The sequence below is a fragment of the Planococcus circulans genome, assembly GCF_020023385.1.
Classification (GTDB): domain Bacteria; phylum Bacillota; class Bacilli; order Bacillales_A; family Planococcaceae; genus Planococcus.
Genome location: NZ_JAIQCL010000001.1, coordinates 866,562 through 887,265 on the forward strand (window position 1 = coordinate 866,562; position 20,704 = coordinate 887,265).

General features: G+C 45.6%; 12 protein-coding genes. All 12 read right to left on the reverse strand.

Annotation, left to right across the window (positions count from 1 at the left end; all coding sequences use genetic code 11):
• Window positions 1-1,335: 1,335 nt before the first annotated feature.
• The 12 genes from K8U60_RS04105 to K8U60_RS04160 all read right to left on the reverse strand — a co-directional run bounded on the left by K8U60_RS04105 (window position 1,336) and on the right by K8U60_RS04160 (window position 20,573).
• Entirely contained in the window at window positions 1,336-3,339 is a 2,004-nt protein-coding gene (locus K8U60_RS04105) for an S-layer homology domain-containing protein (RefSeq protein ID WP_223634754.1), read from the reverse strand.
• Between the two features lie 293 nt (window positions 3,340-3,632).
• Window positions 3,633-4,679 (reverse strand): C40 family peptidase, encoded by a 1,047-nt coding sequence (locus K8U60_RS04110; protein ID WP_223634757.1) that lies wholly within the window; start codon window positions 4,677-4,679, stop codon window positions 3,633-3,635.
• A gap of 350 nt (window positions 4,680-5,029) precedes the next feature.
• The gene (locus tag K8U60_RS04115) at window positions 5,030-6,493 is read right to left on the reverse strand and encodes an N-acetylmuramoyl-L-alanine amidase (RefSeq protein WP_223634759.1); all 1,464 of its coding nucleotides are present in this window, start codon (window positions 6,491-6,493) and stop codon (window positions 5,030-5,032) included.
• 393 nt (window positions 6,494-6,886) lie between these two features.
• Window positions 6,887-9,064 (reverse strand): 5'-nucleotidase C-terminal domain-containing protein, encoded by a 2,178-nt coding sequence (locus K8U60_RS04120; protein ID WP_223634762.1) that lies wholly within the window; start codon window positions 9,062-9,064, stop codon window positions 6,887-6,889.
• Between the two features lie 309 nt (window positions 9,065-9,373).
• Complete coding sequence (locus K8U60_RS04125; protein ID WP_223634765.1) at window positions 9,374-10,792, reverse strand: alanine/glycine:cation symporter family protein; 1,419 nt, start codon at window positions 10,790-10,792, stop codon at window positions 9,374-9,376.
• Between the two features lie 380 nt (window positions 10,793-11,172).
• Complete coding sequence (locus K8U60_RS04130) at window positions 11,173-12,210, reverse strand: CAP and S-layer homology domain-containing protein (RefSeq protein WP_223634768.1); 1,038 nt, start codon at window positions 12,208-12,210, stop codon at window positions 11,173-11,175.
• A gap of 123 nt (window positions 12,211-12,333) precedes the next feature.
• The gene (locus K8U60_RS04135) at window positions 12,334-13,422 is read right to left on the reverse strand and encodes an amidohydrolase (protein WP_223634771.1); all 1,089 of its coding nucleotides are present in this window, start codon (window positions 13,420-13,422) and stop codon (window positions 12,334-12,336) included.
• Window positions 13,423-14,366: 944 nt separating this feature from the next.
• On the reverse strand, window positions 14,367-15,323 hold the full coding sequence (locus K8U60_RS04140) for a nuclease-related domain-containing protein (protein WP_223634773.1): 957 nt from the start codon (window positions 15,321-15,323) through the stop codon (window positions 14,367-14,369).
• Between the two features lie 526 nt (window positions 15,324-15,849).
• Window positions 15,850-17,463: a M20/M25/M40 family metallo-hydrolase gene (locus K8U60_RS04145; protein WP_223634775.1), complete on the reverse strand. Its 1,614-nt coding sequence runs from the start codon at window positions 17,461-17,463 to the stop codon at window positions 15,850-15,852.
• A gap of 142 nt (window positions 17,464-17,605) precedes the next feature.
• Complete coding sequence (locus K8U60_RS04150; RefSeq protein ID WP_223634777.1) at window positions 17,606-18,520, reverse strand: DMT family transporter; 915 nt, start codon at window positions 18,518-18,520, stop codon at window positions 17,606-17,608.
• A gap of 335 nt (window positions 18,521-18,855) precedes the next feature.
• The gene (gene panF / locus K8U60_RS04155) at window positions 18,856-20,307 is read right to left on the reverse strand and encodes a sodium/pantothenate symporter (protein WP_223634779.1); all 1,452 of its coding nucleotides are present in this window, start codon (window positions 20,305-20,307) and stop codon (window positions 18,856-18,858) included.
• Window positions 20,304-20,573 (reverse strand): YhdT family protein, encoded by a 270-nt coding sequence (locus tag K8U60_RS04160; RefSeq protein WP_223634782.1) that lies wholly within the window; start codon window positions 20,571-20,573, stop codon window positions 20,304-20,306. Before K8U60_RS04160 ends, panF begins: the two co-directional genes overlap by 4 nt.
• Window positions 20,574-20,704 lie beyond the last annotated feature (131 nt).

A 20,704-nucleotide genomic window follows, 5' to 3' on the forward strand; every position in this document is an offset into this window, starting at 1 on the left:
CTTTGCTTGCCAGTCTTATGGCTCCGTCCCCTCCTGTGACGCGCCGGCGCTGGGTGTTTCTTCATACGAAGCAACCTACTTTTTGTTTGGTGGTAGGTGGAGTGGGGTTCCGGAAACGCTCGGCAGCGGTGGGGCACGCGCCTTCGCTTGGTGAATGGAATAGATCTGAATGATTCTGTGAGTGGTGTTTTTTAGTGGACTCTATCAATCGCTTCGGACGCTTGGGAGAGGACTCCCGCCATAAGCCGGGCATCGCTTCGCTTGCCAGTCTTATGGCTCCGTCCCCTCCTGTGACGCGCCGGCGCTTGGTTTTTCTTCATACGCAGCAACCTGCTTTTTGTTTGATGGTAGGTGGAGTGAGGTTCTGGAAACGCTCAGCAGCGGTGGTGCACGCGCCTTCACTTGGTGATTGATGAAAGTTTCCAATGATTCTAGAGTCGCTTCGGACGCTTGGGAGAGGACTCCCGCGATAAGCCAGGCTAGCGCTTCGCTTGCCAGTCTTATCGCTCCGTCCCCTCCTGTGACGCGCCGGCGCTGGGTGTTTTTTCATACGCAGCAGCCTACTTTTCTGGTTGGTGGTAGGTGGAGTGGGGGTCTGGAAACGCTCGGCAGCGGTGGTGCACGCGCCTTCGCTTTGTAATCTTGAATTATGAAATGCTTCTATGTAAGTAAGCAAAGTTATAAGCAGAAGGGTTCACGTTTCTACGTGAGCCCTTTTTTTTCTTTGTGTAAATTCTTTTCAGTGGCGGTTCGCCTGCGAACCGCTTCCATTCGGATGGGTGCACTTTGAGAAATTCGTGAATGCAGATAGAGAATGAGAAGTTCAGGTAGGGGCGTGAAAAGTTTAGGTAGCCGCCTTAACTATTTAGCTAAGAATCCAACATTTGAAAGTTACTAGGATAGACAGCAGGCAAGCTTCCACCTGCTGCTATGTTCGCTATCTATTATGTACTTAATAGATAGCGAACAACAATGGATAGTTCAAAAAAGTGAACATTCTGCTCCCCTCATCCAGGATGCCTACTTTTTTACATGGAAAGCATAAGAATAATATTGCCCACTCTCACCCCTCTCCTCCTTGTAGAAACCTACTCCAAACACTTCACACTCCCTACTACAAGAAGACGTCTAGAAGAAAACGCGGAAGACGGCGACTCCAGCGGGACAGCGAAGTGCCGAAATCCACTCGGGCGTTTAGCACGAGTTAGTTCGGCGCAAGCCCGCAGGAAAGCGTCCTTCTGAAGCGATTTCTTCCCCCCTTCTATATCTAAACAAGCTAAAAAAAGACGTTTCGGATAAGCTCCGAAACGTCTTTTGTTTTCTTGCTATTCGTTATTAATTGATTTCATCAACCAGATCTGAACGGATCCATCCGACGCCTTTATTGGTGTCAGTGTCCGGGTTCAAGTCGGAGATGACCTGGTACCAGATGTAGCCGTCGCTTGCTTGTTGAGAGCCTAAGATGACGACCGGGTAACCGAAGGCGTTGTTGACGCCAAGTTCCGAGCGTTTGAATTGATACAGCACGGTTGGGCCGTTTGGTGCGTTTCTGACATTGGTGGAAGCGGTATTGGTGATTCCCAATTTATGCTGGCCGATGTCTTTTTTGCCTAACTCCAAGTCAGCGCGGAACATGTGCCCGGCTACTTTAGCGCCCCATGTCGGATCTGATGCATAACTGACATTAAACCCAGTGGTCTTGTTGCCTGGACTTGCGCCATTTGCGTATCCGCCAAGTGGATTCGCATAATTGCGGTTCATGTATTCACGGGCGAAAGCATCAATGCTGCCTTCAGGCTGCGAATAGACGGTGCCTTCGTGAGGCGATCCATCAAAGACTCGGATTCCAAAAAGATTATTTTTGGTTTGTGCATTGGCGCTCATGCCATAAGCACTTTCGTGCATTGCTGCCGCTAACATGAACAGGGCATTGATATTATATTTGTTCTGCATTTCGATGAAGTATTTGCCTTTGCCGATCAGTTTTGATCTCGTTACAGCATCTTTGTATGTTCCGGATGAGGTGGTCACCCCTTTTAATCTGTTCATGACGAATTGATCCAGTTGAGCAGCCGTATAATTGGTTTTGGTCCGAACCGATTGATACTGGAAATAAGGGTAATGGACAAACTGGGTGACTCCCGCTTCGTTTGCAAAATGGACGCCATCTTTACTATAGTATTTCACTCCCGTCGCCATTTCTGACGGTGCTGGCCCGATTGAATGGCTGGCACGGGTTTTGGTGACGTAATTGTATTGATGATGCTCTAAAGTGCCCCACTGATTTTTCAAGTAATAATCACGGCTCGTGATCAATTCAGAAGGAACAAAATCCACTTCGCTGTGTTTGGCAAAGCCGATTGTTCCGCCCACTTGTACTTTGACAAATTCCGCATTGGCATCGATATAGCGGAGCTCTCTGCCATGCTCGATGTATGTGGCTTGTTTGGTGAACTGGGAATCATAATAGATGGTCGTTACTTCTTTTACGCCGCTTCCTGAGACACGATTTCCATAAGCGAGTCCGCTCTTAATCCGGATAATTTCATCCCCTTTAAAGATCGCTTGGGCAGTCGGAACATTCTTGAATGATTCTGCAGCCAACTGATACTCCTTGTGGCCGTATTGCTGTTTCACCAGTACGCCATTGTCGACATAGCCTAGGTAATAGGCTGATCCGTCATTCGGTACATCCGGGAGAATCGGTGGTGCACTGGCTTCTTCATGAGCCAGAAGGAAGCGATAGATGAAAGCTGCTGCCTGTTCACGGCTGGCGATGTCTTTCGGTCCGTATTTCAATCCGCCTTTGCCATCCGGAATCCCTTCCGTAATGCCGTAGTGGACGATATTGAATACGGCACGAATTCCACCAGAAGAAACAAAGTTATCAGCATCCGAAAATTCAATGCGCTCTTCCACTAATTCCATCTCTTGGTACGCCAACACATTTTTCAAGGTTTGGGCCATTTGCTCACGTGTGATATTGGCAGTCGGACGGAATGTACTTTCTGTAACTCCGACCATTAGTCCGGCACTGTAGGCAGCACCGATTTCATTTGAAAGGCTGGAGTTTTTTGGTACGTCCTTAAACGGATGGATCCCCGCCGGCAAATTCAATGCACGGTTGATGAATGCAGCGAATTGCTCGCGTGTCACACTGGCTGTCGGTTTATACGAGCCATCCTTGTAACCCGATAAAATCCCTCTTTCCACCATTTCTTTCATTTCTTTTTCCAACGCGCTGCCGGGTACGATATCGGTCGCCTGGCTGGTTGATGCAAAACCGAAAATTCCGGAAATTAATAAAATGATAACTGCTAACCGAGTGATTGTCTTCATGTGGGCCCCCTGTAAGTTCTGATTGATTGGCTTGTGCAATATAGGTATTCTTTCTTCTCTTTATCAGCCTAAAAGTTCATTAGTTACCAATAAAATACTCTTTTATAAACAGTTTATAGTAAAAATATGTTTTAAAGAAGGTAAATATGGGAATACTTTAAAATACGCTCCTTGTGCCTAATTCTTTGTAACCGCATTTAAAAATAGACTTTCAAACCATAACTTTATACCTACGTATTGCATCAAAAAAGGACCTCCCATATGATACCGGAAGGCCCTGTTCTTCTTGATATTTATTTAACCATCATTGAACTGTATAAAGCTGCTGCAAATTCTGAACGATTTGCATTTTTCGTTTCGTAATATCTTGATGTTTGGAAGACTGTTGTCTGATCAATCGCCTTTAACGTAACGATGTGTTTGTGCGCCCAGAATGTTGATGGAATATCCAGGTATTTAACAGATGAAGTTTTAGCTTGCGCTTGAGTCGACTCAGACATTTTAAATGCCCGCTCGAGAATGACAGCTAATTGTGTTTTTGTTAAAGTATCGTCTACTCCGTATGCACCGTTTGTGTATCCGAGAATAATACCGGATTCATTCATCGCCGCTATGTCTTTAGCGAATCGATGTGATGTGGATACATCACTGAAGTTGACAGCACCTGATGGTTGCAGCTCCAGTACGCGGTTGACCATTGCAGCCGCTTGTCCGCGAGTGATGGATTCGTTTGGACGGAAATCCTGTTTTTCGAAACCGTTGATGATTCCTGAAACATTCAACGATTTAATCGCTTCATATGCTGGATGTGATGAAGCCACATCTACGAAGTTGCCATTTGTGACCGGAGGCAGTGAGGCTTGAATTGGTGCAGTAACACTTTTAACTCCACTTAACCGTTTAGCTCCTGCGTATTTCGGGCCCCAGTAAGGATTGGTGTTGATGTTTGAAATTGCCACACCTTTACTTTCCGCTGAGATCACATCGCCATCCCCCAAGTAAATTCCTGTATGGGAAATTCCTGGCTTATATGTATCGGCAAAGAATACTAAATCACCTTTTTGAAGATTGCTTTTCGAAACGCTGGTCCCGACATTAAATTGTTCGGCTGACGTTCTTGGCAATGAAATATCGAAGTTCTTGAATACGTGTAGGATGTAGCCTGAACAATCAAATCCTGCTGTAGTGGTTCCACCAAATTTGTAAGGTGTGCCTTTAAATTTAAGAGCATAACTGGCAATGTCGTCTGGTGCTGCTGCCTTAGTTTCAGTGGCTGTAAAAGGACTGATTACTGAGAATAATAGTACCATCATCATTATGAGCAATATGCGATTCTTCAATTTGTCACCTCTTATTGTTTTTTGGACCCAAAATGCTGATCAGGCACTGAATCATGTTTTTTTGTATTCTTAATCTATTTTTGATTTTAGCAGACAATTCTAACAGTTATTGTTACATTTGCATTACATTTATGTAACAAGTTTCATTTTTTTGTTTATTTATACCAATAAGAGGATATATAAGGTCTTTTAGAACCCCGTCTTACTAATCATTTTGCAGTAAATTTTTTGAAGTAAATTTATCGAGTTTAGGTTTTATTTTGCTTTGAAAACAAAAACTCCACCGCGCCACATTGGGCAGTGGAGTTTTTGGCAAGGAAAGATCGAGCTGCACGGATGGATCTGGACGATTAATGCAGTCGTTTACTTGGTGAAGAATCAGCTACGCTGTAATACTGGCCCAAATCAGTGCGGCCATGGTAATGATAGTAGAAGTCAAGGCTTGCCAGGTAAAGGGCTCTTCCCATATTCTTGCGATGCGCATCAGAACGGATGTACTTAATATCGACATCGCTGTCGATAAAGCCCATTTCAATAAGCGTTGCAGGTACAGTGTTTTGGCGAAGAACTGCCAGGTTTCCTTGTTTCACTCCACGATTAACAAGTGGCCAAGCTTCCTGCATACGTGCTTGCATATAGATGGACAACACTTTTGATTGAGTTACATAAGGATTGGTCGCAGAAGTTGAACCATAATAGAATGACTCTTGGCCATTGGCCGATTTGTTGAACGCATTGGTATGAACACTGACAAATATGTCACCACCATATTTTTTCGCAAATTCCGCACGTTGCGTCAAGCTTGGATAAGTGTCTCCAGTACGCGTCATTACGACTTGAATCGGCGTCTTATCAAAATAAGACTTCATGTGATTACTGACATTTAAAGCGACATTTTTTTCAAGGAACCCAAAACCACTGGCTCCTGGATCTGTTCCGCCATGTCCTGGATCAATGATGATTGTAAGATCTTTTCCGGCAGCTGGAGGTGGAGCTGGCAGTACTGCCGCCGGTTTTGCAGATTTCAAATAGGATTTATCGACATAGCCGATCAAGTTTCCGGCTTTAATGTATGCCCAGTTGCCCGTGTAGCTTGCAACACTGACCATTTGGCCGTGGCTAAGCTTGCCGATGACGTTAGAAGGCGAATTGACGACTTGCGGTTTTGAGCGGATGTTCAATGTACTTGAACCTACGCTTACATATTGCGTTGTTTTAAAGATGGATGTATCTCCGGTTTTGACACGAAAATCAGCATTGATGGTTCTAGCCAGGAATACGGCGAAATCAGAACGGATAATCGTTACATTGCCTCCGAAGCTTCCATCAGCCATCCCTTGTGCAATGCCTTTATCCATCAGAATTTTAGCAGAGTCTGAAGAATTCGTACCCCCTAAGTTATAAGCACGGTTGATCAAAATGGCCATTTCGCCACGATCTAGTTTTGCGTTAGGACGGAACGTACCGTCTCCATATCCGCTGATGACTTTCTTATTGACAAGTTCTACTATATAGCCTGAAGCCATATTTCCAGCTGCAACATCTTTGAAGCTAGTTGCGCGTTTTTCGCCATTCAACCCCAATGATCTGCCCAGCATGGCAGCAGCTTCTCCTCTTGTCACTTCTCTATCAGGAACAAACTGGGTGGACGTAACCCCATTGATGATGTTCTTGTTCACTAGATAAGCAATTTCCGCTGCGGCTCGGTGACTGGCACCGACATCCTTAAAACTGGTATTTGCATTCACATGGCTCATAGGAACTATCACTGAAGAAATCAATGCTATACATAGTAATATTATCCACTTTTTCAAACTTATTTGCCCCCTAAATATTATTGTTAATCCATACTTTAAACCATACCTTCAGTAAATTCTATGTAACTTTTAACCTATTTGTGATTATTTGGAATCAGATTTTTCTATAGTAATGAGTCTAAAGTCTTCCGTTTTTTCTTCACTATACGTTAGTGTTTTGGATTTTGTTAATATTTTTTCATGGATTTTTTCTTTACAAATTAATGTAAAAACTAGGTATTTCGCTTATATTTTAAGGAAAACCGCCCCCTGCTAAACACCCCATCTGTGCAGCAATAAGCGCATGTTCTATAAGATCTCAAGATTTCTTTCTCCACATAAAGACCCACGCAAAAAAGCTCCGCCCCCAAAAGAGGGCGGAGCTTTTTTTAAATTTATGAAGCTGTGAAGTTATTGAGGCGTGTTCACTTCAACGATGCGCCCTTCAACTTCCGGTGTCACTTGGCCGATCCGCTCCAGTTCTTCCTGGAAATTGATCCAATCCGAAATTCCCAAATCAATGGCACGGCCTTCAGCGTATGCCTGAGCCAGAACATCATAACCGTCTCCGCCTTTAGCGGTAAAAGCATTTGTTGCCACTTTATATGTCTCTGATTCTACTAGAGGCGTTTCAGTTCCAGCTTCATCTACAAATGTAATGGATACAATTCGCGAGCCTGCAGGTTTTGTAGCATCAAATTGAATTTCAGCTCCAGAGACGTGCAGGAAACCGCCATTTTCGTTTGGATATTGGCCGACACTGATTTCAAATGCCTGTTTAATTTCAGTACCAGTCAAGTCCATAGTCGCCAATGTGTTGCCAAACGGCAAAACAGCAATGATTTCTCCCACTGTGATTGGCCCCGCATCAATAGCTGAACGGATTCCGCCGCCATTTTGGAAAGCCATCACTGTTTCCGGGCTATAGTCTCTTGCTTTTGCAAGCATGCCATCTGTGATGATATTGCCTAATGGGGTTTCATTTTTGCGAACACTCACTCCAGTTGTGTTGCCTGTATCACCTGTACGCGGATTTAAAAGCGGCTCCACAGCAACAGCTGTTGTCTCTTCTTCTTCAATTTCCTTCACTCTTGTTGCATAAGGCTCCAGAATTTCTACAGCTTCTGCATCTTCGGCTTGCGCATCAATTTCGACCAGCTCACCCGCGTATGCGTAGACTTCCCCTTGATCATCGAATTCCACATTCAATGTTCCCAGGTTATCGCCATACTGTCCTGTTTGGACAATGATGGTCGGGGCGTCAAACTCATTTACCAAAACTGGATCAGAAAGTTCTGTATGCGTGTGGCCACCCACGATAACGTCGATGCCTTCAACCGCTTTCGCCAATTCCTGATCGTTATCGATTGCAGCATTATCATCAAAGCCGATATGGGTAAGGGCTATGACTTTATCGATTCCCATTCCTTCAAATTCAGCGACCATTTGCTTCGCTTCTGCAATATAATCAGAAAACGTGATTTCTCCAGGACTGGAAATGTCTGCAGTATCCTTCGTTGTGAGTCCGAAAATCCCAACTTTCTCGCCATCGATTTCCTTCACGATTCCTGAGTAGATATTGCCTGAGGCAGCCTCTGCCGGAATCTTCGTCTGGAACAACCCGTCAAATAGCGGATCGTTTGAGAAATCAACGTTCGCAGCTACAAACGGGAATTCTGCCGCTTGGACAAATTCTTTCAGCGCCTGATGCCCTTCTTCAGAAGAACCCAGATCAAATTCGTGATTTCCGAAGGTCATCGCATCGTACTTCATCAAATTCATCATTTTCACGTCTGGTTCTCCAGTAAATTCGTTGAAATACAATGTTCCCGAGAATACATCACCTGCATCCAGCAATAAAGCATCCGGATTTTTTTCACGGAACTCTTTTACTGCCGTCACTCTTTTAGGAGCTGAATCCAGGCGCGCATGCGTATCATTTGTATGCATCAATGACATCGAGAACAACTCATTCTTCAAATCGTCTTTAGCACGGAAAATGAATAAAGCCATTTCTCCACGTGTCAGGTTTTGTTCAGCACCAAATTGTTTTTCCGTCTTCCCGACTGTAATGCCATTTTTAAGCAACGCGTCTACATATTTTGCGAATTTCGCATTCACATCTGTAAACTGTGTTTTTGTCACTTTGTCGTCTATATCATATTTGGCCGCACTTGCCAAAAGTTTGGAAAGCTCATTCCGTGTCAGTAAATCAGTGGCACCGAAACGTTTCTCCGTCTTGCCGTGGACAATTCCAGCCTGTACCAAAGCATCTACAGCCCATTTAGCGGAAGCCGGAACATCAGTGAATCCTGAATCTTTAAAATCCTGGCTTGAATTGAATCCTATTGCGCGGGCAATCATCACAGCTGCATCCTGTCTCTTAATATTGTCAGCCGTACCGTAATGTGTTTCAGAAATACCATTCGTAATGCCGTTTTCAACCAAAAAATTAACCGCTTTCACGTAACGGTCGGAAACATCTTCAAATTTCGCCGCATCAGCAGATACGGTTGAAACTGCGGAAGCCACCATAGTTACAGCGATTGCCGAAGCGATGAATTTCTTGTTTTGCAGGACATTTGTCATGTGCTCTTTCCTCCTTAAGGATTATGTTTCTCATTGCTCCTTTACTTTACCAAATTAAACCTGGTCCTTCCATACAATTTACACAAAAAACGCATTATTCTTACAATGTATTTCTGTGCTGAATAGTTCATCTGTTTCTTTCCCATTAAACAGCGGAAATAACGCTCAAACCCACTCATTCTCCTCTTCTCCAACTGATGAAGTAAGATTGCTGGAGAAGAGAGTCTTCATTTTTTTTAGAAATTGGTGCGACTCAAGAAATGAACATAAAAAAACCCTTTTGCCGCTAAGCAAAAGGGGGTGGATACCTTATTCGTGGCGGCTTTCTTCGTCGCCCCAGCATTCAGTGTTCTTCAGGCCAGGGATATTTTTTGCAAAGAACTCCGGATTCTTTCCGGCTTTGCGCTGGCCTGTGTAATCATCCAGCACCTTGAAGGCGATTTTTCCGAGCAAGGCGATGACTACGAGGTTGAGTACAGCCATGAAGCCCATGAACAGATCGGCCATGTTCCAGACCAATTGAACCTGTGCCAATGCACCGAACATCACCATCGCCAATACGCCGAAACGGTAAGCAGTCAGCCAACCGCTGTGGGCGTTGATGAATTCGATGTTCGTTTCACCGTAGTAGTAGTTACCGATGATCGAACTGAACGCAAAGAACAGGATGGCAATCGCCAGGAAATAAGGCGCCCAGCTGCCTAAGTGAACATTCAATGATGCCTGCGTCAGCAGGATCCCTTCCTGTTCGCCGTTTGAATACAGGTCTGCCAAGATAATGATGAAAGCAGTTGCCGAACAGATGACAATGGTGTCAAAGAAAACGCCCAAACTCTGCACAAGCCCCTGCTTCGCAGGATGCGAAACGTTAGCAGAAGCTGCTGCGTTCGGTACAGAACCCATACCCGCTTCGTTGGAGAACAAGCCCCGGCGGACACCTTGCATAATGGCGGCACCAATACCGCCGCCTACCGCTTCTTCCAAACCGAATGCACTTTGGATGATCAGGGTGAAAACGGCAGGAATTTCCGTAAAGTTTATGATGACGATATACAATGCAACAAAAATGTAGATCGTTGCCATAATCGGTACGACGACTTGCGTAACACGTGCGATGCGTTTAACACCGCCGAATATGATGACAGCTGTTAATAGTACCAGCCCAAGACCAACCGACCAATCAGGAATATTGAAAACATCCTCGAACGATTGCGCAATGGTATTGGATTGGACAGAATTGAAGATAAAGCCGAACGCGAGTGTCAATAGAATCGCGAAGACAATACCAAGTTTACGGTTGCCCAGCGCTTTTTCCATGTAATAGGCCGGACCGCCGCGGAATTGCTCGCCGTCACGGACTTTATAGACCTGCGCCAATGTGCTTTCAATGAAAGCGGTAGCCATGCCGATGATAGCCACCATCCACATCCAAAAGACTGCTCCCGGACCACCGATGGCGATTGCTAATGCGACACCTGTGATATTGCCGGTTCCGACACGTGATGCGGTTGAGATCGTGAATGCCTGGAAAGCGGATACGCCGCTATCGCCGTCCTTCTTCTCCGTGATGACGCGGAACATTTCGCCGAACAAGCGAACTTGGACGAATTTGGTGCGAATAGTAAAGTACAGGCCAAGGCCCATCAAAAGTGCAATTAATATGTATGTCCAGAGCAACGTGTTGACGTTATCGACGAACCACGTAACCCCATCTAAAAAAGCATCCATTCAATTTCTCCCCTTTTTAGTAAACTTATCTACAATACCCTGTATCCATTGGAAAGAAACGTTCTTTTCAATGGATATAAAGAAAAGCTTCGCTCAGCGGGATATTCCACTGAGAAAAGGCAGAACATAGGTAAAAAGCGCCTATGTATCCGGTATCCTGCCTGCCCAGTCTAAACGTGCAGTTGCAGGCGGTCGATTTTCCGCTTAGGTAAGCGCAACCTCTATTGGCCGTTCAAGCCATATAAAAATGAGACCCTCTAGTAAAAGAGGGTCTCGGATATCGGCTCAACTTAATGATAGCATGTGTTTGGCCTATAGTAGAATTGTTAGTATTTTAAGTTATTTCCCGGGAAATTCTTTGGAAACATGCATTTCTTTGGTTATCGAATGGCGTACATATGCACCCAATAAGGAAATCCATCTGAATCTTCCATATAACCAACGCCGATCACCGTATACGATTTCAACAATAGGTTGTCTTTATGTCCTGGGGATTCCATCCAGGCCATAACTGTTTCGTCCGCGGTTATATACCCGCTCGCTAGGTTTTCCCCTACCTGGTTTGTCGGATAACCTAAATCGACAGCCATTTCCCATGGAAGCCCATACGTAGGTGAGGTATGGTCAAAATAATTATTTCGAGCCATATCTTCCGCCTTCAACTGTGCAATTTTCGACAGTTCAGGATCTTCCAGAACTTTTCCTACACCTGCCGCCTGTCTTTTTTCGTTGACTAAGGCGATGGTGTCATAGGCTACTGAAGTTACTCCCGAATAGATTTTACTGCCACTGTCATATGTGACAGTTTTTGTTTTTACCCGTTCTGCAAATTGCATGGAACGTTCGATAAATGCTGCCAGCTGAGCACGCGTCACCAATGTCTCCGGCTGAAAAGTAGAGGTCGTCACGCCTCTTGTAATATTGACTTCGGCCATCGTCACGATATAGGAATGTGCCCAATAAGTTGAAGGGACATCCTTGAAATTGATTTCATGGTTATTGTCTACGACAATATCGAAACCTTCGATGATGATTTTTGCCATCTGCGATCTTGGCAAAGGACTCGCCGGATTGAACTTTTTGACGTCCGCGAATACACCTTTCTCAGTTAAGGCCGCAATTTCCTTATAAGCATAGTGGTTGGTTGGAACATCCGTGAACTTCGGCTTGAATGCGGTATCCAAATCCAGTTTCAGCGTTTTCGCGAGGATCAAGGCTGCCTGCGCTCTCGTTACATTGTCATTAGGACCAAATTTGCCATTGCTGTAACCGTTTAAAATTCCAGCCTTGGATAAGTTATGGATCGAGTAATAGGCAAAATGGTATTTAGATAAGTCCGGGAAATGATGGGCTTGAACCGGTGATGTCGAAAATAAAAATAATAATACGATAAGTGCAGAAATAATCGGCTTTTTCATATGCCCTCCTCCCTATTCGAGAACTCTCAAATACATTTTTTCACTATATTTTTACCTATACCCTTTTTCACCCCTTTTCTATCCTTTATTTTAAAAAAACTACTACTTTTGTTTTACTTCGGTTTATTGCCTTACTATATTTGCCAAAACACGTGCGCCAATTGCAAGGGCTTCGTGGTTAAAGCGCATATCCGGATGGTGGAGCCCAGGTGTGAGATCCGCTCCGATGCCGATCATGGCTGCATGCAGTTCCGACTTTTTGATGGTGTAGAAATGAAAATCGTCCGCACCTGTCGTATGGACCGGTGGAGCTGTCGCTTCGTCCCCCAAGGTTTGCCGAATGGCAGCGTCTGCAATCTGCATCGCTGTTTCGGAAACTTCCGCAGCTGGCGTGTAATCTGTCCACTCATAGGAAATCCCGACATCGTGCAGCTTAGCGATCGCCTCCAAACCGTCAGCGATTTTTTGCTGAAGTTCTTTCATGAGTCCATTCGATTGGGAGCGGACATCCATGGCAAAATGAGCGCTTCCCGGAATGATGTTCAAACTGTCGCCGCCCGTCTGGATATGCGTGAGTTTCGCCGAGTACGATTCAAACGGTGAAAAATAAATCGATTTCACAAATTGATGAATCGCTGCAAGGACATCGATGGCATTCTTGCCTTGATGTGGTCGAGCGCCGTGTGCATCCACACCGGTGATTTTCCCTCTCAAGAAGATGCCGGATCCATGATGAAGCGCAGGCGCCACTTGGCCAAACGGCAATTCCTCGATCGGCCGCAAATGTACGCCGTATAAATGTGAGACCCCGTCGATTGCACCCCGCTCGATCATCGACAGCGAACCATTTCCGAGTTCTTCCGCCGGCTGAAAAATAAAACGGACCCGCTTCGTCAAGGTTTCGTCTTTCAAGTGCAGAAGTGCCCCAAGCACCATCGCCATATTGGCATCGTGTCCGCAAGAATGATTGGCCTGGAGTTTGCCGTCCACTTCCTGCCAAAGCGCGTCAATATCCGCTCGAATCGCCACCACTTCCGGCCCGTTGCCGATTTCCGCAATCAACCCTGTGACATCCGGAAACGTATGGTATCCTACACCCAGCTCAGTCATGATCGCCGCCAGTTTCTTGGTGGTCTCCACCTCTTTCCAGCTGACTTCAGGATGCGTATGGAAATGATTGAAGTATTCACGTATTTGCTGTTCGATATCCATGCAATTGTCTCCTTTGTATGAGAAATTCACTTTAATAGTTTGATTGTACACGAGGAATGGGGGGATTTGTGAAGAAATAGTTTGGGTGTGGGGTTTCAAGATGAAGTTATTTTTTGGCTACATGAATAGATGAAGTCCCTACATGAAGTTTTCGACTCTATACATGACTTCTTGATTCCTACGTGAAGATTTTTGTTTTCTACATGATCAATTGCGATCTCTACATGAAGTATCTAACTCTCTACATGACTTTCTGATTCTTACATGAAGCTTTTTGTTTTCTACATGACCAATTGCGATCTCTACATGAAGTTTTCGACTCTTTACATGACTTTCTGATTCTTACATGAAAATTTTTGTTTTCTACATGATCAATTGCGGTCTCTACATGAAGTATCTAACTCTCTACATGACTTTCTGATTCTTACATGAAGCTTTTTGTTTTCTACATGACCAATTGCGATCTCTACATGAAGTTTTCGACTCTTTACATGACTTTCTGATTCTTACATGAAAATTTTTGTTTTCTACATGATCAATTGCGGTCTCTACATGAAGTATCTAACTCTCTACATGACTTTCTGATTCTTACATGAAGCTTTTTGTTTTCTACATGACCAATTGCGATCTCTACATGAAGTTTTCGACTCTTTACATGACTTTCTGATTCTTACATGAAAATTTTTGTTTTCTACATGATCAATTGCGGTCTCTACATGAAGTATCTAACTCTCTACATGACTTTCTGATTCTTACGTGAAGCTTTTTGTTTTCTACATGATTAATCGAGGTCTTTACATGAAGTATCTAACTCTTTACATGACTTTCTGATTCTTACGTGAAGCTTTTTGTCGGCTACATGATCAATTGCAATCTCTACATGAAGCATCCGGTTCTCTACATGACTTTACAAGAATTCTATTATATTTCCGGTGAAAGTTTGTTTATTTTCCCTTCAACGGACGGGTATATTCGCGGTATCGCCTGCCGCCTATTGGTTGGCAACCGTTTCGGACCAGAAATCGCTTGGCTGTATCGAGTTTTTCTAGACCAATAAAATCGAGGCATTCAGCTGTATTGATTGTAGGTTTTATTAGCATGAACCAGTCCAGCAACGCATCAACAGGGGCATCTTGGCTGGTCAGTCGGCACGTTTCACATTCCCAGATACGCTTTGTTCTTGCCATCTTTCCAAATACGCAGCGTGGACAAAAGACTCCAGCTTCGATTTCAGACTGTTCGATTTGAAATTTAGGAGCCAGAGGGAAAGGGTGATACTCCCGATGAATATCCACTAAACTTTGCCCAAGCTGATGAAGTTCTTCTATAGAAATAATCGGTTTCGGCAATTTCATTTTCGATAAGTGAAAATTGAGCTCGCCCGAAGCTAAAATAAGAGCATTAGGCGGCGCGTCTTCAACAATTTGCGAAGGATGCGCGATGACAATAATAGTCGCCACCGACAGTGGACAACCGAGGGTTTTCAAAAATTTGTTCATGCGTATAGCAGTTTCATTCATTTGCGTGATGGGACTCTTATAGCTTTTAATCTCTCCATTTGTCAATATCGAATGCAGCGCACTCGGATTTTGCTTGAATTGAAGCTTTCCCGCGATATTTTTTATTTCCAGTAAAAACACACAGCTCTGGGTGAGCACCACCGTATCCACTTGAACTTTAAACGACTCTCCCAATGAAAAATCCTGGATAATCAGGTGAGGATAAGGCGGGTCAAAAAATTCCAGCGCTTCATCCAAGCGTTCTTCCCCTCCGTAGCCCGCGTTGGCATTATTTAAACTAGTTTTCACAGCCATCCGTTTTGGATGAGTTGGCGGCAGCCTTTTTAATAAAGCTTCATACCCCGCAATTTTTTTCGGCTTTTCGCGATGTTTAATGATCATAAAATCTCTCCTTTTTCTCATTAGTTTAACAGATAAAATAGGGAGTTACCATTTATATCCAAATCTAATTTTTGAACCTACTATAGCTTTCAAAAATGATTTTTGAGTATAAGTTTATGCGATAATTTGCGAGTTTTACGTGAAAGTCTCAGTTTTCTACCTGACATTTCTTCTTCTCTGTATATAGTGTTTCTTTCTATCTTACGTATTCGAACTTTTACAAGAATCTTTCATCTCCATATATCACTAAACTACGCTCCTACCTCAAGTTTTCAAGCTTCTATATGAATCAATGCCGTCTATCTCACATTTCCCGCCCTCTACATGAACTCTCCCTCTCCATACATCAACCAACTTCACTCCTACCTGAATATTCACCACCTCTACCTAAATCCACCGGATCCTAAACTATCTCTCCCCCAAAACACTCAGATGTCCAACCCCAAAACACTCTCGATCTTGAACTGACCCCACTAAAGCATCCTGCTCACCCTCTCGACCTAAACGCCAACCAAAAAAAGCCGCCTCAATGGCGGCTTTTCACGGGTATGGATAGAATCATTTCTTCTAAGAGAATGGGCATTTCTTCGAATGTGTTTTTGATGTGCAGACGCTCGGTGCGTTTGTGGGCGTCTTTGCCGTAGGGTCCAACGTTCAAAACAGGAGCGGTCAATTGTTTCATGGCTTCGAACGGGATGCTGTAGGGATCGCCATAGACGGGCGTGTTGTTTTCATAGGTGATCCAGCCCCCGTTTTGATCCGTGTAATTGACGTAGCTCAGATCAGAGATGCCGTTGAAATAATGAACTTGTTCGATGTCCAAGTTGAACTTTTCTTTGGCATTGGTTGTGACTTGTTCGACGCATAATTTGATCAGCTCGTTTTCTGATGAATTGACGGGCGGATAATAAGGCGGTGCGTACATCAGGACCATGGCAGGAGTCAGTTCCTGGCAATTGATGAGCAGGATGTCTGTGACATGCATGGACTTTTCGCGGACGTCCCATTCGGGATGCATCAGCGTGTCGCGCAACAAATCGGTGATATAGTCGTGACCGAATTTATTGAGCGCGTATTCCATCAGTTTTTCGTAGCGCATGACATTGATGCTGCCGAACGGTTCGATGTTTTCGCGTTCGCACATGGCGCGGTAATCGCGCTCGCAATGGGCAGCTGCCTCTTTCGCGACGTTTTCAAAAATCTCGAAGACTTCTTCCGCGTTGCGTTCCATCATGAAGACATTGTACATGGCCGACGTACGGTACGGAGTCTGTGCCGAATAGGACAACTTCATATCACGCTGCATCAGAGTGACCGGCAGCGGTGTCGTCTCCCCATAGACGACTTCCTTGAAACTTGGATTCCATTCCATCCGATGGGTCAGATAGGTCGAAATATAGCTTGATGTGATGCCTGACAACGGTTCGCCGACATGAGTCTCTTTGCCGTAAAACAACGCCGATGGCATGATTTTCCCGATTGAGCCAGTATACAGATAGTGAGTCTTATCGCCAGGTTTCATCGCAAATACGGGTTCGCCGTTAAGGAACAGGATGAATTCAAGCCCGTGTTCGCGCTCAAGGTCGAGCAGCTTGGCTACGCCATAGCGCATGCCTGCCGAGTTGACTTCCTCGTCCGGCACCGTCATCAGCAGCAGATTGATCGGCCATTCTTCGATAGAGGCTTTTTCAATCAATGCCATATGCAGGGCAAGGCCAGCTTTCATATCCATCGTTCCGCGTCCGAAGAGGTATTCGCCTGAATCGAGGTCGCTTAACGTGTCCGCGTCGAATTCGTCACGGATCAGCTTGAAGGCCTCCGCCAATTTATAGGGACTGCATGCCAAAGGTTCCAGATCTCCGTATTCTCCTGTGTGCACCGTGTCGAAATGGCTGAGCAGGACAATCGTGTCGACCGCTTCCGGGTGTTTATAGAGAGCCGTCACATTTTGCCGCTCCCAATTCACTTCACCCAATCCGATATATTCCGGATGTTCCTGGAAATAGGGAAGCTCCATCAGTTTGTCTTTCAGCTTAAAGGCAAACTCCACTTCTCCATCGGTCAATGTCAGGCTTTTCCAACCGACAAGTTCACACAATAACTCTTCTAATTTCTCTGGCGTTCCCCATAATGTGGCCATGGCTTTTCACTCCTCTGATTGTTCTTGGCTGTCTAACTTTCTTCTATTATAGTGAACTTCCCTGTAAATAAAAAGAGGGCGCAAAAAAAGAAAAGCAGCCACCCTGCATTGCAATTTCGGCTTTTCCAACAATAAAACCAGTTCAATGCGAGAGCCGTTTTTTTCGTTTCTTCAAGAGATCTTCGGCAGCCCCAGAACCGAACAGCACGCCGATGACAATCAGCACCAAGCCGTAGATATGGCCGGGTGTGATCTTTTCATTCAAAATGACGCTGGCACCCACAAGGGAAAATAAGGTGTTCAGGTTCATGAAGATGGCAGCTTTTGTCGGTCCTGCCTGCCCGATCGAATAATTATAGAGCATATGGCCGACCGCTGTCCCCAGCATCGCCGAGAACAGAAAAGCAATCCAGAACGATACGGGTACCGTGGCGAAAGCCCGGATTTCCCCTGGCTCCTGAATGAGCGAAATGATGAATAGGACGGTTGCGCCCACCACGAACATATAGCCCGTCAATAGACGCGGATCCAGTGAGCGCGCGGCATTGGCGATGACGATGTAGCTCAGCACCTGCGCAAGGATCGAGATGAAGACGAAAATGTCACCGACGTTCAATCCCGTGGCCGCACCGTTGCCCACCAATACTGTAGCAGCGACGCCTGCAAAGCCGACCACTACCCCGAGCCATTGCAGTTTGGACGGGAAATTGCGCATAATGAGCGATACCAATACCGCCGTCAACATCGGTCCTGTACCAAGGATCAATCCGGCATTTGAGCCGGTGGTCAAGGACAGGCCGTTCGACAGGAAATAATGATGCGCAACGACATTGAGCAGCGAACCGAGGAAGATGAACTTCCAGTCGCTTTTAGCCGGCCAACGCAGCATTCTGAAGGCAGCCAGAATTCCGATCACCGACAATCCCGCCAATAAAATACGGAATGCCGTCAAGGTCACCGGATCCACAAATGCCACCATGTATTTAACAGAGGCTAAGTTAAAGCCCCAGACAATCATCACTGCTGTCAGGATGCCGTAAATTTTCCACTGAGTCAATTGCAAAGACCTTCTTTCGCTATCCGAATATAAGCATTCATTTTACGCCTGTTTCCGGCATCTGTAAACGGACAAAAATTCACTTGTGGTTGGTTTTTTGTAATTACTTAAATTGAACTATATGAGTTGAACTAATAATTTTTAATGACCGATATTCCGCAAATCAGCTTGCTTGCCTGGGGCTCCCGCTGAGCTAGTCGCCCGAGTGGATCTCAGCACTTCGCTTCGCCCCCTGGGCGCCTGCGCTGTTTTGTTCCATCTCTGTGCTGTGAGAGTTCTCCAGCGCCGGTGTGTCTACAGGCTAGGCAAAGCAATCTCCTCAATCCCCTATTCCATCAACGTACATTATAATTATAAGCCTTCCTGCCGATCAACAAACTAAAGGCAATGAAAGCGACGAGCGACAAGAGCACCGGCAGCGTCACGGTATGGACGCCGAACAGGTTGCCGTTTTCCAGGTTGTAGAAATGCAGCCCGATATAGCTGAGGATTCCGGTCGCCATCGATGCGATTGCGCCGTATTTATTGCCCCATTTCCAATACAGACCCAAAACGATCGGCCAGATGAAAGCTGCTTCCAAGCCTCCAAAGGCGAACAGGTTCAGGAAGATCAGCAAGTCGGGCGGATCCAAGGCGAGCAAAAAGACAATGATTCCCAAGATTCCGGTGACACCGAATGATACGCGCTTGATGGTTTTGATGGTGGCGTCCGGTTTTATGTAATTCAAGTAGACGTCTTTGACGATCGACGAGCTGACCAGCAGCAATAAGGAATCGACGGTCGACATGATGGCAGCCATCGGAGCGGCGAGAACGATGCCGGCTACCCACGGCGGCAAAGTTTCCAGCGCAATGAGCGGGATGACTTTGTCGCCGATTTCAATTCCCGGAAGTACAGGACGTGCAAAAACGCCGATCAAATGCATATTGAGCATGATGAAGCCGGTGACGATCGTCCCGATGATCAAAGCTCTGTGCATCGAACGTGAATTCTTGTAGGACATCGCCCGCACGGCAATCTGCGGCAGGCCGACGACGCCGACACCGACCAGGATCCAGAATGACGACACGTAAGCGGCACTTAAATCACCGCTTGCTCCGTATGGCGTGACCAGATTCGGGTTTTCATTGATGAGATCATTGACGATGTTCGGAATGCCTCCCCCTGCGATGATGACCGCGATCAGCAGGACCAATGTTCCGATCAGCATAACTGCACCCTGTACGGCATCGGTCAATGCAACTGCACGGAACCCGCCGATGGTGACGTAAACAAGGACACTGGCGGCAAATAAAAATAAAGCCGAATTATACGATAAGCCCGTCAGTGATTCCACGAGGCGAGCGCCGCCGATCCACTGCGCCGCCATGGCAGAGAAAAGGAAGATGATGATGCTGAGTGCCGACAACAGCACGACGGCTGTACTGTCATAGCGCGATTTCAGGAAATCGATCATGGTGACGGCTTTGTAGCGGCGGGCCATGATGGCGTATTTCTTGCCGAGGATCATCAGGACGAAATAGCCGGTGACCACTTGCGACATCGCAAGCAAGACCCAACCGAAGCCCATCGTATAGGCAGTTCCGGGTCCGCCCAAGAAACTCGACGCACTGCCGTAGGTTGCCACCATGGTCATGGCCAGGACAAATCCGCCGAGTTCACGGCCGCCCAGGAAATAATCGCTGATGAAATTGGAGGACGCCGATAATTTACGGCTTGCCCAATAGCCGATAAAGAAGATGATCAACAAAAAGACGATCATCGGTACTAATACAGCGTAATTCATTGGGAATCCTCCTCTTCCTCAAATGGGACTTCTACAAAGAAGAATTTCACGATGACGATCACCAGCACCGCAATCACCAAAAAGCCGACGACGCAGCTATAGAAAAACCAATCCGGCAAACCGAAGACATAGCTGTATTCCTCTACCGGCCGTGAACCCATGCCATATGCAAATCCAAACCACCAGACAAAGTTGAACAGCGCCAAGCCCACGCCGATCCGTGCTTCCCGGTGTGCTATCTTAAATCGCCAATCTGTTTCTTCCATTTCTGTTCACTCCGTTCACTCGCTATTTTCATTTCATGTCAGCAGTGGTTCAAGATCTCCACTGAGCAGTTTTATCTCAATCCATCGTACACTATTGCACCCTGCAGATTAACCCCCATGCTCTTTTGAAC